This window comes from Rubritalea squalenifaciens DSM 18772 (assembly GCF_900141815.1).
Lineage (GTDB): Bacteria > Verrucomicrobiota > Verrucomicrobiia > Verrucomicrobiales > Akkermansiaceae > Rubritalea > Rubritalea squalenifaciens.
The window spans coordinates 71,088-83,393 of the sequence record NZ_FQYR01000004.1; the positions used below are offsets into that span (position 1 = coordinate 71,088).

Genomic DNA, 12,306 nt, shown 5'->3' on the forward strand with positions numbered 1-12,306 from the left:
TATGGGGGAAATGTAGTGCGTATTGGCGTAATCTATAGGGCTTCTCGATCCATATAAAGATGACGCATTAGTATCTATGAAAGCTCTCACTCTGATCACGACTTTGGTTCTGTCGCTTCATCTTTTGGCGGCGGAGAAGCCGAATGTTCTCTTTATCATAGCGGATGACTTGAACGATTTTCCAACCTACATGGGGCGCTATCCGGATGCCAAGACTCCGAACCTTGATACGCTCGCAGCCAGAGGGATGGCGTTTCAGAATGCGCACTGCCAGTATCCTCTGTGTGGCCCTTCACGTGCCAGCTTCATGACGGGAATGCACCCGCTCACATTGGGCTACACTACCCACATGACAGATGAGGCGCTGCAGAAGAAGGCGGGGCAGATGGGCACGAGCCTGCTGCATTCGTATTTTTCCAAGCATGGCTACAAGACGATGGCTGTGGGTAAAATTTGTCATAAGCACGTGCCCAAGGGGAGTGTCGACCTCTCTGGCGGAAGGGGTGATTTTTCGGCAGGACTGGGACGGCTGGGCAAGCATTGGAACGTGAAGGGGACTTCAACTGACTGGGCTGCAGCACCTGAGAAGGACGTGCAGATGCCTGACTATGAAGCAGCCCAGTGGGCTATCGAGCGCCTACAGGAGAAGCACGAGAAGCCCTTCATGCTGATGGTCGGTTTTTTGCGTCCTCACGTGCCCTGGTATGTGCCGCAGAAGTGGTATGACCTCTATCCGGATGTGAACACGCTGACAAAGCCTCCTTATAGGAAAGATGACCTGAATGACGTGCCCGAGATTTCCAAAAAGTTGAATATCGATCCCCGTATGCCCACCACGGAGGAGTTGAAGCTGAGGGGGCAGTGGGGAGATCTACTCCAGTCCTATCTGGCCTGTGCCAGCTTTACGGACCACTACATTGGTGAGGTGCTAAAAGCTCTGGAGGACAGTCCGTACAAGGAAAATACGATCATCGTGCTCATCTCAGACCATGGTTACCACATGGGGGAGAAGAATACCTTTCAAAAGCACTCCTTGTGGGAGCGTTCTTCTCATGTGCCGATGGTGATTGCTGGTCCTGGAGTAAAGCCCGGCCAAAGTAGCAAGGCGCCAGTGGGGTTGATCGACCTTTACCCGACTCTGCTAGATCTCTGCGGACTACCTGCCAATGCCAAGAACGAGGGGAACAGTCTGCTGCCTTTGATCCAGGATCCCGATCTGAAATGGGAGCATCCCGTGCTTACCAGCTGGCAGGGCAACAATATCGCTGTGCAGGACGAACAGTACCGTTACATCCGCTACGATAGTGGTGAGGAAGAACTCTACGATCATAGCAAAGACCTGAATGAATGGAACAATCTGGCGACGGACCCTAGACTCGATGGGGTTAAAAAGAGGCTTGCCGCGGAAATGCTTCAACCCAAAGCCAAGCCTGAGCGATAGCAGTGCTACCTAGAGGCATTCATCAGCATGTCCCGGAGCTGGGAGGCTGCTGTGAGGGCGACGTTGACCTGAGGCTCGGTGATCTCCTGGGCCTTCTCATTGAGGAGGGCTGGGTGGGTGAGTTCTGCGCTGAGCGGGGACCCTGGAGATTGGGTGAACTGGGTATTGCTTTTGAGAGTTTCTAGCAGCTGAGGGTCGCCGGAGAGGGTGGTCCAGTCGTTTGCCTCTGCGGCGGTGGCGTCTGGCTTTTCTTTGAGCACGATCAGGGCGAGGAGTGTTTCTTTCTCACCGAGCAGCTGCTGTCTGGTGTCTGCGAGGTGGCCTGAAAGATCCTTGCGAGCCGGGGCTAGGATGAAACGGAGGGTGGTTTCCGGTTTGAATTCGGCAAGGGAGCGGATGACGGAGGGGATGATGGCGAGCTTAGCGGCATTGCCGCGCGTTTTCTCGCCTTCCAGCTCGATGAGAACAGCGATGACCTGGCGCTCTTGCTTCAGGGGGAGGACTTTGTTTTCGAGTTTGTCCTTCTGGTATTTGGTGATGTCGACGTAGGACTGGTAGACGGTCTTTTCGTCGATGTTCGTGCTTTTGACTTTCTGGAACTGGAGGCCGGTGCCGCCGGGGCTGACGACGCCTTCGATAAATCGGCGTGTGGAGCGGATATTCTTGCGGCCGAGTTCACTCTCCATGTTGCGCTCGCCGATGACGAGGGCGCCATCCATGGCAGTGCCGATGTCCTGCACATTGAGTTCTACGGCGACTTTGAAGGCAGCTTGTTCCTGCTCGATCTGGTCTTTGCGCAGGTGCTGGACAAGGCTGGTGATGGTGCCGACGGCAAGCCCGATAGGGAGGAGCATGAGCAGCCACCAGTATTTGCGGGCACTACGTTGGTTGATTTGCTCCTCGGTGTGATCTGGTGAGTGGTTATCCATTGATAGTCTTGACGATGGCGTTCGCGGCGCGCTGGTGGCAGCCAGGCTCGCCGAGCTTGGCGGCGGTGGCTGCGAGTTCTGCCTGTATTTCGGCGGCGAACTTGGCATCGGTCATGAATTTTTCAAGTGCTTGCTGGATATGACACGGATCTGCATCTCCCTGGATGAATTCTTCCACCACGCCCTTGCCCGCGAGGATATTCACGAGGCCGATGTAGTCCACCTTCACCAGCATCTTGCCGATGAAGTAGGTGGGCCAGGCAATGCGGTAGATCAGGCAGTAGGGCAGGCCGAACCAAGCGGCCTCGAGAGTGGCGGTGCCGCTGGCGATGACGCCACAGGCTGCCTGCTGCATGAGGGCATGGCTGTCACCAGTGGAGATAGTAATGTAGTCTTCCTTCAGCTTGGCCTTCTCCAGGATCTCCTGCATCTGATGTGCCAGCTTGGGAGAGGCTGCCGGGGCCTGGAAGCGCCACTCGGGGTGCTCCGTGTGCATGCGGCGGGCGGCTTCCACCATGACGGGGAAAAGGCGGGCGACTTCGCGCTCGCGGCTGCCGGGGAAGAGGCCGATGAGTTCCGGGTCGCGCTCGGTCTCGATTTTCTTTTCCTCCAGCTCGTCGACGATCGGGTGTCCGACGAATTCGGTGGGGAGACCGGCGGGCTCAAAAATCTCTTTCTCGAAGGGGAAGATGCAGAGCATCTGATCGAGAATGTGAGCCATCTTGGGAATGCGGCCTTTGTTCCAGGCCCAGACCTGCGGAGAGATGTAATAAATGATCTTGGTGGATGGCAGGGCCTCGTGCACAGCCTTGGCCATGCGCAGATTGAAACCCGGGTAGTCGATCAGGATGAGGGCGTCCGGCTTGCTGGCGATGATGTCTGCCAGGATGATCTGGAATTTCTTCTTAAACCAGCCGTAGCGCTTGAGCACCTCCCAGATGCCCATGACGGCGGCGTCCTCCACCCAGTCCTGGATTTTTCCTCCGCTGGCCTCGCGCATCTGCGGGCCGCCGTATCCGAGGCACTGGAGCTCGGGAAGCTTCTCGACGAGGGCGTGAATGAGCTCGGCGCCATGAGTGTCGCCGCTTACTTCGCCAGAGAGTAGATAGATAGTTTTCGCCATCGGACTTCGCTTGTATAAATGAAAATAAGAAAAAGCTAAGATCTAAATGCCATGGGAGGTGATTTTTGGGGCGAGGGGCGATGGGGCAGGGATAGAAAAAAGGCCACCCAGTGTTAGGCGGCCTGTGAAATACGTGTCTGAAGAAGGGATTACTTCTTCTCCTCTTTGAGCACCTTGCCGGAGTCTTTACCGAGGATGGTAGCGATGGCGGACTTGTCGAACTTGAGGAACTGGTTGTCTGCTACGCGGATGGAGACTGTCTTCTCGCTGACTGCATTGACGGTGCCGTGGAGGCCGCCGATGGTGATGACGTCGTCACCTTTCTTGAGGGAGTCCTGCTTGGCGCGGAGCTCTTTCTGGCGCTTCTGCTGTGGACGGATGAGGACGACCCACATGACCACGAAGAGAAGGGCCATCATGATGAGGCTACCGTATGGGTTGCCGTCGCCTTGAGCGAGAATGTTGAATGTGTTGATCATAGTTTATTGTTCTTTGTGAGAATTGTAGCGGGTGATGAATGCATCCTTGAATTCGGCGAAGGTGCCGGCCTCGATCGCCTCCCGGCTTTGCTGCATGAGCCTGAGGTAGAAATGCAGATTGTGGAAAGAAAGCAATCTTAAAGCCAGCATTTCCTTGGCACGCCAGAGGTGGCGGATGTAGCTGCGTGAGAAGCGGGCCACGCTGGGGTGGGTGTACTCGGTAAGGGGACGCTGGTCGAACTCGAACTCCTTGTTCTTGATGTGGATTGGGCCGTCCTCCGTGAAGGCGAGACCGTGGCGGGCCACGCGAGTCGGCATCACGCAGTCGAACATGTCGACGCCGCGGGCAATCATTTCCAGCATCTGCGGCGGGGTGCCGAGGCCCATGGCGTAACGGGGCTTGTCTGCCGGGAGGTGCGGTACAGCGTTGTCGATCGCGCGGATCATCTCGTGCTCCGGCTCACCGACGGAGATGCCGCCGACCGCATAGCCGTCGAATCCGATCTCGATGAGTTCCTTGGCGGATTGTTCACGTAGTTCAGCGTAGCTGGAGCCCTGGACGATGCCGAAGGCGAGCTGGCGAGGCTGTGGCATGGGGCTCTCGCCCAAAAGGGAAGGCTCGGTCATCCAGGGGACGATCTTGGAAGCATTTTCCTCGTGCCATTCCTTGCAGCGCTTGGCCCAGCGTGTGGTGAGAGCCAGCGAGTCTGCGGCGTATTTTTCCTCGCATGGATAAGGTGGGCACTCGTCGAAGAGCATGGCGATGTCTGAGCCTAGAGTGGCCTGGATCTCCATGCTGGTCTCCGGGGAGAGCATCATCTTGGAGCCGTCGAGGTGGTTGGCGAACTGCACGCCTTCCTCGGAAATCTTTCTGAGCTTGGCCAGCGACCAAACCTGGAAGCCGCCGGAGTCCGTCAGGATCGGTTTGTCCCAGGTGGAGAACTGGTGCAGACCCTTGGCCGCGCGGATGACATCGAGTCCCGGGCGAAGGTTCAGGTGGTAGGTATTGCCCAGGATAATCTGGGAGCCGAGGTCGAGCAAGTCATCCGGATGCAGGGTCTTGACGGTGCCCTGGGTGCCGACGGGCATGAAGATAGGCGTCTCAATCACACCGTGCGCAGTCGTGAGCCTGCCGCGGCGCGCCTTGGTTTCCTTGTCTGTCTGGATGAGTTCGAACATGGCTTTGCTTGCAGGACTTGTGGGGCAGGTGGGGGGGAGATGCAAGTTTTACCCGATATTGATAGCAAAATCAGGGTGTCATGGGCGATTGGGAAAGAAGGATAAGCTGGTTTGCTTGGGAAGAAAGTAGCTTTACCGGGACATTGGATTGTATTAGGCTTTATGCATGAACGAGAGAATTACCTTTAACCCGAAGCAGTGCGGTGGCAGGCCATGCATCCGGGGGATGAGGATCCGGGTCAAGGATGTCCTGGACTTGCTGGCAGCTAATGTATCGCGGTCCGAAATACTCGAAGATTACCCGTATCTTGAGAGTGAGGATATCGATGCTTGCTTGGTTTATGCTGCCGCCGAAGCTGATCACCCTGTTCTTCTTGCTCAATAGGTATGCGCTTCCTTGTCGATGCCCAGCTGCCTTCTGCCTTGGCGCGATATTTGGCAAGTCTTGGACATCAGGCCGAGCACGTCTCGGATGTTGGTATGCTGGATGCGGACGATTCGCCCATCTGGGATTACGCGGTGGCATGCGGAGCTATTGTCTTGACCAAAGATGAGGATTTCCCGCATCGCCTCAGTCAAGCGCCTCTCAAAGCTCCAGTTGTTGTCTGGCTCAGAGTGGGTAATGCAAGTCGAAGGGCTTTGTTAGAGTGGTTCGGGCCGCTGTTGCCAAACATTGTGTTGCTAATTGAAAATGGCGAGAAGCTCATTGAGGTGCGTTAGGTGGGCTGTTGCGTGAGTAGTATTAAATTGATGGTGCGGGTCAGTGGCGAGCGGGCTTTGAATTGGGAGAGTTTGTCAGTGCTATCTATTTACTGAAAGTAGAGAGCTTATCTCAGGAATTGAGCTTGAATCTCTGATAGATCCATTCGTTGCCGATGCAATAAGGCGTAGGGTTGAGTGACCTAGGCTATCCGTGTAAAAAAATCAGCCCCCGTGTGAGACGGAGGCTGATCCAGCTTGTAGAGTGTGAGTGTACAGCTGTTAGCGGAGAGGGGGGAGGTTAAGCGTCTTTGCCTTCCCAGGAGCTCCACCAGTTGCGGAAGAGAGCGTGCTGCTGGTTGAGGTAGGCTTCCTGGGCCGGGCTGAGTTTATCAGTCGGGTTGATGTGGTATTTGTACTCTTCGTGACCTTCGAGAACCATGAGGTGCTTGTAGTAGAGCACGAGGTCTGGCTTCTCATCGAAGGTGGAGAGAACGTTCATGGCTTCGCTGAGCTCGAGAGCGTAGCGGCGTGCGGTAGCATCGCCAGCAGCGGCGCGCTTGCAGAGCTCGACCATTTTAAGAACTTCCTTAGGAAGGGCACAGCCGACACCGGTGATGGCGCCACCGGCGCCGCAGTTGACGAAGCCGTGGTAAGCGCCGGTATCGACACCCACCATGAGGGTGAGGTCGTCGCGGCCTGTGGTGATGTTCTCAGCAGCGTAGCTCATTGGGGCTGCGCCACCGAATTCCTTGAAGCCGATAAGTTGTGGGTACTTCTCGTTGAGTTTGAAGAAGAGGTCAGCCTTGGTTTCGAAACCGTAGTAAGGGCTGTTGTAGATGACGGCTGGAAGATCCGGTCCGCCTGCCTCCAGGATGGCTACGAAGTGGTTGTACTGGGCAATCGGTGTGGCACCGCGAGAAAGTACGCGAGGAATGACCATGAGACCGTGTGCGCCGACTTCACGGGCGTGAGCTGCGTGGGCTGCGGCGTAGCGGGTGTTTTGGGCACCTGTACCTACGATTACCTTGATACCAGCATCGACGAGTGCCTTCACACCAGTCATGCGCTGTTCTTCAGTAAGGAGTGGCCAGTCGCCCATGGAGCCGCAGTAAACTACGGAGTCCATGCCTGCGTCGATAAGGCTCTTGGCGGTGTTTACCAGTGCGTCGAAGTCGGGATTGCCCTCGGCGTCGCAAGGGGTCATCAGTGCGGGAATAGTTCCTGAGAAAATGTTACTCATGCCAAGCATCATAGCAAAGCGGGTCTTGACGGATTCGGAGGCGGGAGCTGGTTTTTTTGGCAAGGAGGGTGGGTTTCATGCACAAGCCCAGTAATGGATCGGTATAGAACGTGGTGCGTTTCTTGACTGATAATGCTGGCGTTTATGGGAAAGGGCGTGGATTCTCAGGACCTTAGAGGGATTGGGGAATCGGAATAATCGCTAGCTTCAGGATGCTGACGAGAGGGGGAAATGGCTGTATTTATAGGGAGGTGGCGGGAGTGGAGAGTTTATAATAACTGGGTTTTTCCACGGCCTCTCCGGCTTGTGTCATATCTGACACTAGAAATGATAACTTTGTGCTTGCTATCGGTAGACAATCGGCGTATTCGTTGATCAGGATAGAAATTCAGCAATGAAAGCATTCACACCAAATATGATTATCAAACGCTCCAAAGGCTCCTCCGTTGAGTCCTTCGGCGCTATGATGTTTGGTGGTTCCTCCATTATTTCCAAGCGCTCCTATTCCAAGTATTTTTGGATGGGCCATGGTTTCAACTCCAAACAGAAAGGAAGCCGCGAGCTGCATACGTAAGTAAATAAAGACCATATGAAACTTATCGCAGCTCGCATTCCGAAAACGGAAGCGAGCTTTTTTAGTTTTGATAAGGTCGACTCAACGGAAACGTATTCAGAATAGAACGAATATTTAGACCATCCTAGCCAGGCATCTTGCCAGAACTCAGCCACCTCGATTGAGCGGATCCCTCGATTCGAGTATATGACAAAAACAAACCATCGAGGCATCGACTAGATGCTAGCAGGGGTGTGCGTGTAGTTATATCTCTATAGTTATAGGAATATATGTATAAGACATGCTAAAATGTTCAAATGAACTCGCGTTAGCGAATCCCCATCAACACCAAACAAGAAAACTTTTCCAATCCCACTTTAATTATGAAAAAGACATACAGAAACGAGCGCCTGACACAGCGCATGAGAGCCAGTGCAGGAGATGAACTGAGCCTCCTCGTTCATCTGACACGCGCCGAGAAAATCGGCACCCGCATGCTACTTCGCAATCTCGTAGAGATCGTCAGCGACGATCCAGAACTGCTGGTAGATGTCGTACTCTTGTTGACCGACACCAAGCGCAACAAGCGCGGTGAGGTCGCCATCGAAGAGTACAAGGAAGCTTACAAGGCAGTATTGAACGCCGAAGGGCTCCGCGGAGCGAGCGTTCTGGCATCAGCCATCGAGGAAGGTGCCAAGAAGGCAGGCTTTCCGCATCTGACCGCTCCAGAAGGTCAGGCCGCCTAAGAGGCCATAGCTATTTACAATGTTGTTTGTTCGATTATGGGGGGAGATTCGCGAGAGCGGGTCTCCCCTTGAAGTTTTAGCCCCGTCATCCACAGGATACCGGGGAGTATGAAGTGGGAAGTTTTCAGTGTGCAGTGTGAGGAGAAGGTACACGCTAGTCTTCTTGACCTGTTGGAGAGGAGTACGCATTCTCAGCGTATGAGATATGTGCTGTTGTTTTTCTTTGTGAGTTTGTCAGGCCTGTTTGGCGCTGAGCTGAAGCCTGGTGAGTATATGTTGGAGATGACTGTTCCAGGGGTTGAGCCGACTGAGATATTCATTGTGCCTGGTCGCTTGAGTATAGAAAAAGGAGAGATTCGCTTCCAGACCGGGCAAGGGGGCATCAAGGGGATGAGTTTCAAAGGGCGTTTGGTGGGAGAGAAGTTGATCATCTATTACACGACTGAGTCAGATGAGGGAGTGGAGACCTATCATTTGATGGGTTCATTGATTGAGGGAGAAGATGGGGTGCTTGCGAAGGGTAAGCTGGGTCTTTACCGTAATCATGATGATCCGGTTCAAAGTGAGTGGAGGCTTCTCAGCAAAACATTTTACTAAAAATAGAAGGGAAAGGTCCGGTGGCTGAAATTAATTTCACGGTAACCTTGCCAGAGTGGCTGGTGGAGCAAGTCCAATCTGGGTCGACTGTGTTCCTGACTCAGAAGGAGAAGATGCGCTTTGTGCTCGAGTTGGCACGCAAGAATGTGGCGCAGGAGACCGGCGGTCCCTTTGCGGCTGCGGTGTTCTCGCTGGAATCCGGCGAGCTGGTTTCAGCTGGGGTGAATGTGGTGGTGGAGAGCAGGTGCTCCTCAGCACATGCGGAGGTGGTGGCTCTCTCGCTGGCCCAGAAGGCAGTAGATTCCCATGATTTGGGGGCAGCAGGTTTGCCCAGAATGGTGCTGGTCAGCAGTGCTGAACCCTGTGCGATGTGCATGGGAGCGATCCCGTGGTCCGGGGTGAAGCAAGTGATCTGCGGTGCCCGAGATGAGGATGTGCGCTCAGTCGGCTTTGATGAAGGAGCGAAGCCGTTGGAGTGGGTGGAAGATTTTGCGGAACGCGGGATCGAGGTGATCCGGGATGTACTGCGCGAGGAGGCGACTGAGGTGCTTTGGGACTACCGCGAGCGCGGTGGGGAGATTTATTGAGAGGGTATGGAGAAAGAAAAAAGCCCATGCCCAGAATAGAGCACGGACTTTGTTGAGGTGTATTTCCTGTATAAACGCTGTATCGGAGTTTAGCGACGGCGACGCATGAGTAGGCCGAGTCCTGCCAGGCCGATAAGGGCTGTGGAGCTGGGCTCTGGTACGGCTATTACATCACCTTCGATGACGATGCCTCCATTGCCCTCGGATACGAGCAACCACTGCATTTCAGCGTTACCTTCGGTGTAGGCAAACTGGATGGACTTGGAGCTGGATGTCAGGTCTGTGATGCTGTTCCAAGTGTAGGTGTTGTTTCCGCTACCCGGGGTGCTGGATTGGGTGCCTTGGCTGACGCCGTCCACAAAAAGTTCGATCTCCAGGAAGCCATTGCCCGCAGCGCCGTTGGCGAATTGGTAGGACCCAAGAGTGATGGTGGTGATGTCGAATGTTGAGGTGCCGTCGGAGGCGAAATCGATCTGTGGCTGGTAGGTGTTAGTAGCAGGATTGAGACCGCTGAAGCCCCAAGTCCAAGTGTTGTTGTTGCCGCCGTCAGCGAAACCGCCGTCCGGATCAATGGAGTGGCTGACAATGACCGCATCCACCACTGGGGTGTCCCAAGTGCTCGTGTTGGTCGGGTTGTATTCGAGTAGCACTGCAGCTTGGCTGGCGAGCGTGCTCGCAGCAAGAGCTGTGAGAGTAAGTACGAATTTCATGTTTTTATTCCTTGCAGGTGGTTGTGTTTATGGCGTGCAAATAATGGGTGGCACGCTTCAACAAGTCGTATCGCTTCAGGAGTATGGTTTTCAAATTTCTGACATCACTTTTTTCTGGTATGTCTACCGTTCCAGATTTCTCTCGACCTACTTAAAATAAGATCTTAGTCTGGTGGTGTGGATACCCCTCTTCAACGGATTACCTTGGCGCGTCAGTTGGCAGATCAGCTTGAAAAGTCGATTAAGGATAGGATGTGGATTGGTAGATTACCTGGCACACGTGTGCTGGCTGGTCATTACCATGTGCACCGGGATACGGTGGATGCTGCTATTGCGATATTGGAGGCGAGTGGTGTGGTGGAGGCGGCTGAGCCTCGTCGGGCAAGAAGGATTCTATGGGGTGCTGGATCAGGGGAGAGAGAAAAGAAGGAAGGTAAAAAGCGTCTGCTATTGATACATAGAGGGCTATTTGTTGCTGATCGCGAGGATCTACTCATTTTACAACGGATGGATGGGCTGTGGAGATCCCGCTATGGTGAAGTGGTTTGGGAGCAGGTGGACTATCTAGCTGGCCAGACTCCGGAGAAGCGATTGGCAGCCTTGGTAAAAAAGCATTCGGTTAATGCTATACTACTTCATGTTCCACCGGTCACCTGGAGTCGTGCTGCAGCCGAATTGTTACCGACGTACTGCTGTGGAGGAAGTTCACCGGATGAGAAGTCCATATCACTTTCTGCGTATCATGCGCACGAGCAGTTGAAGTTGGTACTACGTCGGTTGGTAGGTTTGGGGCACAGAAGGATATTGGTGCCGACACTAGATATTAAAGGGGACTTTGCAAAAGTGGCAGTACAGGCTTTGAAGGAAGAGCTGCCTGGCCCACCTGTGCAGGGTACTTACGAGGATCTGTGTCCAGCATGTCTGGTGATGGATTCGGGGTCTTGGTTCGAGTATTGGAAGAGGGAACTTAATCGTACACAAGCCACATCCGTAGTGTTGTGGTCGACAAGGCATTTACTCTCTCTCTATAGCTACTGCTTTCAATACCAAATAGCTATTCCAAGGCAGCTCTCAGTAGTGCTTTTTAGCTACGATGAGCATATGGAGTGGCTGCGCCCTCAGCCAGTAATGTTCCGCTACCCTAACAATAAGGCAGTCAGGCATTTTGAGAGGTGGATAGATAAGGGGCTATCCCCAATAGGTTCGCGCTTCTTTGATTTAGAAATGATACCGGGCCAGTCGATCGCTAAGGTGGAGATTTAAGGGCAGCCTAGCCCACTTCGTTGCGGAAGGCTTTGGGGGTCATGGAGGTGGTTTGCTTGAACTGGCGGGAGAAGGCGGACTGGTCCGAGTAGCCGCAGTCGAGTGCGATGTCTGCGATGGATTTACCGGTGCAGCGCAAGAGGTTGCAGGCCTTTTCAATCCGGGTCTGGGTGATGAACTGACCAGCGGATATCTGGTAGAGATTGCGGATGCGCTGGTCGAGCTGGTATACGGAGAGGTCCACCATTTCAGCGAGCTCCGGCAGGCGTAGTGGTTGGTCCACGTTGTTACGGATGTAGACGATGACTTTCTGCAGGGTGGCGAGGTCATCACGCTGCTCTGAGGGGGAGTGGATGTCCCGGGAAATACCTGATACTCCAATGATTTTGCGATCCGAGTTAAAAATCGGTTCCTTGTAGGTGAGGCACCAGCCGTGCTTGCCATTCGGGTAGAGGTGGAGTTCCAGCCGGCCATGGATGCCGGCACCCGTGTGGATGATATTTTGGTCCTGTGTGGAGAAGCCTTCACCGAGCGGATCCGGGAAGACATCGACCGCTTTCTTGCCGATGATGTCTTCTTTGTTCTCGAGTCCGAGACGCTTAAGAAGTGTCTTGTTCACTGCGATGTAGCGGCCTTCTGTGTCTTTGATGAAGTAGACGATGTCCGGTACGTGGTCGAACAGAGTCACCCCTGTCAGAGGGTGGTCGAGTTGGGCAAAGAATTCTCTCGGAGTCATAGCGAAGCTATGCGGATTTTA

15 protein-coding genes are annotated in these 12,306 nt (G+C 54.1%); 8 read left to right on the plus strand and 7 right to left on the minus strand.

All coding sequences use genetic code 11. The annotated features are described in order from the left end of the window. Positions 1 to 76: 76 nt before the first annotated feature. Complete coding sequence (locus BUB27_RS10520; RefSeq protein WP_143183807.1) at positions 77 to 1,441, plus strand: sulfatase; 1,365 nt, start codon at positions 77 to 79, stop codon at positions 1,439 to 1,441. Positions 1,442 to 1,446: 5 nt separating this feature from the next. On the opposite strand, the gene BUB27_RS10525 is transcribed toward BUB27_RS10520, so the two are convergent. The 4 genes from BUB27_RS10525 to tgt form a co-directional block, all read right to left on the minus strand. Next, complete coding sequence (locus BUB27_RS10525) at positions 1,447 to 2,370, minus strand: hypothetical protein (RefSeq protein ID WP_143183808.1); 924 nt, start codon at positions 2,368 to 2,370, stop codon at positions 1,447 to 1,449. Next, positions 2,363 to 3,493, minus strand: coding sequence for a lipid-A-disaccharide synthase (gene lpxB / locus BUB27_RS10530; RefSeq protein WP_143183809.1), 1,131 nt, complete (start codon positions 3,491 to 3,493; stop codon positions 2,363 to 2,365). Before lpxB ends, BUB27_RS10525 begins: the two co-directional genes overlap by 8 nt. Before the next feature lie 149 nt (positions 3,494 to 3,642). Further along, positions 3,643 to 3,972: a preprotein translocase subunit YajC gene (gene yajC, locus BUB27_RS10535; protein WP_143183810.1), complete on the minus strand. Its 330-nt coding sequence runs from the start codon at positions 3,970 to 3,972 to the stop codon at positions 3,643 to 3,645. A gap of 3 nt (positions 3,973 to 3,975) precedes the next feature. Then, on the minus strand, positions 3,976 to 5,151 hold the full coding sequence (tgt, locus tag BUB27_RS10540; RefSeq protein WP_143183811.1) for a tRNA guanosine(34) transglycosylase Tgt: 1,176 nt from the start codon (positions 5,149 to 5,151) through the stop codon (positions 3,976 to 3,978). 166 nt (positions 5,152 to 5,317) lie between these two features. Here tgt and BUB27_RS10545 point away from each other — a divergent pair, with 166 nt between their 5' ends. Both BUB27_RS10545 and BUB27_RS10550 read left to right on the plus strand, forming a co-directional pair. Further along, the gene (locus BUB27_RS10545; RefSeq protein WP_143183812.1) at positions 5,318 to 5,536 is read left to right on the plus strand and encodes a DUF433 domain-containing protein; all 219 of its coding nucleotides are present in this window, start codon (positions 5,318 to 5,320) and stop codon (positions 5,534 to 5,536) included. A 2-nt stretch (positions 5,537 to 5,538) separates the two neighbouring features. Beyond that, complete coding sequence (locus BUB27_RS10550) at positions 5,539 to 5,871, plus strand: DUF5615 family PIN-like protein (RefSeq protein ID WP_143183813.1); 333 nt, start codon at positions 5,539 to 5,541, stop codon at positions 5,869 to 5,871. A 280-nt stretch (positions 5,872 to 6,151) separates the two neighbouring features. Here the strand turns inward: BUB27_RS10550 and BUB27_RS10555 are convergent, their stop codons facing one another. Further along, positions 6,152 to 7,093 (minus strand): dihydrodipicolinate synthase family protein, encoded by a 942-nt coding sequence (locus BUB27_RS10555; RefSeq protein ID WP_143183814.1) that lies wholly within the window; start codon positions 7,091 to 7,093, stop codon positions 6,152 to 6,154. Positions 7,094 to 7,487: 394 nt separating this feature from the next. Between BUB27_RS10555 and BUB27_RS10560 the strand changes: the two genes are divergently transcribed. From BUB27_RS10560 to BUB27_RS10575, 4 genes are all read left to right on the plus strand, one after another. After that, on the plus strand, positions 7,488 to 7,667 hold the full coding sequence (locus BUB27_RS10560; protein WP_143183815.1) for a hypothetical protein: 180 nt from the start codon (positions 7,488 to 7,490) through the stop codon (positions 7,665 to 7,667). Positions 7,668 to 8,029: 362 nt separating this feature from the next. Beyond that, complete coding sequence (locus tag BUB27_RS10565) at positions 8,030 to 8,392, plus strand: hypothetical protein (RefSeq protein WP_143183816.1); 363 nt, start codon at positions 8,030 to 8,032, stop codon at positions 8,390 to 8,392. A gap of 108 nt (positions 8,393 to 8,500) precedes the next feature. Continuing rightward, positions 8,501 to 8,989 carry a hypothetical protein gene (locus BUB27_RS10570; RefSeq protein ID WP_143183817.1) on the plus strand — a complete coding sequence of 163 codons (489 nt, stop codon included), beginning with the start codon at positions 8,501 to 8,503 and terminating at the stop codon, positions 8,987 to 8,989. A 20-nt stretch (positions 8,990 to 9,009) separates the two neighbouring features. Next, entirely contained in the window at positions 9,010 to 9,576 is a 567-nt protein-coding gene (locus BUB27_RS10575) for a nucleoside deaminase (protein WP_200797113.1), read from the plus strand. 89 nt (positions 9,577 to 9,665) lie between these two features. Here the strand turns inward: BUB27_RS10575 and BUB27_RS10580 are convergent, their stop codons facing one another. Next, entirely contained in the window at positions 9,666 to 10,286 is a 621-nt protein-coding gene (locus tag BUB27_RS10580) for a PEP-CTERM sorting domain-containing protein (RefSeq protein WP_143183818.1), read from the minus strand. A 177-nt stretch (positions 10,287 to 10,463) separates the two neighbouring features. On the opposite strand from BUB27_RS10580, the gene BUB27_RS10585 reads away from it, so the two are divergent. Then, positions 10,464 to 11,549 carry a GntR family transcriptional regulator gene (locus tag BUB27_RS10585; protein WP_143183819.1) on the plus strand — a complete coding sequence of 362 codons (1,086 nt, stop codon included), beginning with the start codon at positions 10,464 to 10,466 and terminating at the stop codon, positions 11,547 to 11,549. Between the two features lie 7 nt (positions 11,550 to 11,556). On the opposite strand, the gene BUB27_RS10590 is transcribed toward BUB27_RS10585, so the two are convergent. Continuing rightward, a complete protein-coding gene (locus BUB27_RS10590) occupies positions 11,557 to 12,285 on the minus strand; it encodes an AraC family transcriptional regulator (protein WP_143183820.1) in 729 nt (242 codons plus the stop codon). Between the last annotated feature and the right edge of the window lie 21 nt (positions 12,286 to 12,306).

Excerpts from the sequence above, each read along its gene's own strand:
- BUB27_RS10580 (WP_143183818.1), bottom strand. The coding sequence starts at position 10,286 with ATGAAATTCGTACTTACTCTCACAGCTCTTGCTGCGAGCACGCTCGCC.
- BUB27_RS10565 (WP_143183816.1), top strand. The coding sequence starts at position 8,030 with ATGAAAAAGACATACAGAAACGAGCGCCTGACACAGCGCATGAGAGCC.
- BUB27_RS10545 (WP_143183812.1), top strand. The coding sequence starts at position 5,318 with ATGAACGAGAGAATTACCTTTAACCCGAAGCAGTGCGGTGGCAGGCCA.
- yajC (WP_143183810.1), bottom strand. The coding sequence starts at position 3,972 with ATGATCAACACATTCAACATTCTCGCTCAAGGCGACGGCAACCCATAC.
- tgt (WP_143183811.1), bottom strand. The coding sequence starts at position 5,151 with ATGTTCGAACTCATCCAGACAGACAAGGAAACCAAGGCGCGCCGCGGC.
- BUB27_RS10555 (WP_143183814.1), bottom strand. The coding sequence starts at position 7,093 with ATGAGTAACATTTTCTCAGGAACTATTCCCGCACTGATGACCCCTTGC.
- BUB27_RS10520 (WP_143183807.1), top strand. The coding sequence starts at position 77 with ATGAAAGCTCTCACTCTGATCACGACTTTGGTTCTGTCGCTTCATCTT.
- BUB27_RS10525 (WP_143183808.1), bottom strand. The coding sequence starts at position 2,370 with ATGGATAACCACTCACCAGATCACACCGAGGAGCAAATCAACCAACGT.
- BUB27_RS10590 (WP_143183820.1), bottom strand. The coding sequence starts at position 12,285 with ATGACTCCGAGAGAATTCTTTGCCCAACTCGACCACCCTCTGACAGGG.
- BUB27_RS10550 (WP_143183813.1), top strand. The coding sequence starts at position 5,539 with ATGCGCTTCCTTGTCGATGCCCAGCTGCCTTCTGCCTTGGCGCGATAT.
- BUB27_RS10560 (WP_143183815.1), top strand. The coding sequence starts at position 7,488 with ATGAAAGCATTCACACCAAATATGATTATCAAACGCTCCAAAGGCTCC.
- BUB27_RS10570 (WP_143183817.1), top strand. The coding sequence starts at position 8,501 with ATGAAGTGGGAAGTTTTCAGTGTGCAGTGTGAGGAGAAGGTACACGCT.
- lpxB (WP_143183809.1), bottom strand. The coding sequence starts at position 3,493 with ATGGCGAAAACTATCTATCTACTCTCTGGCGAAGTAAGCGGCGACACT.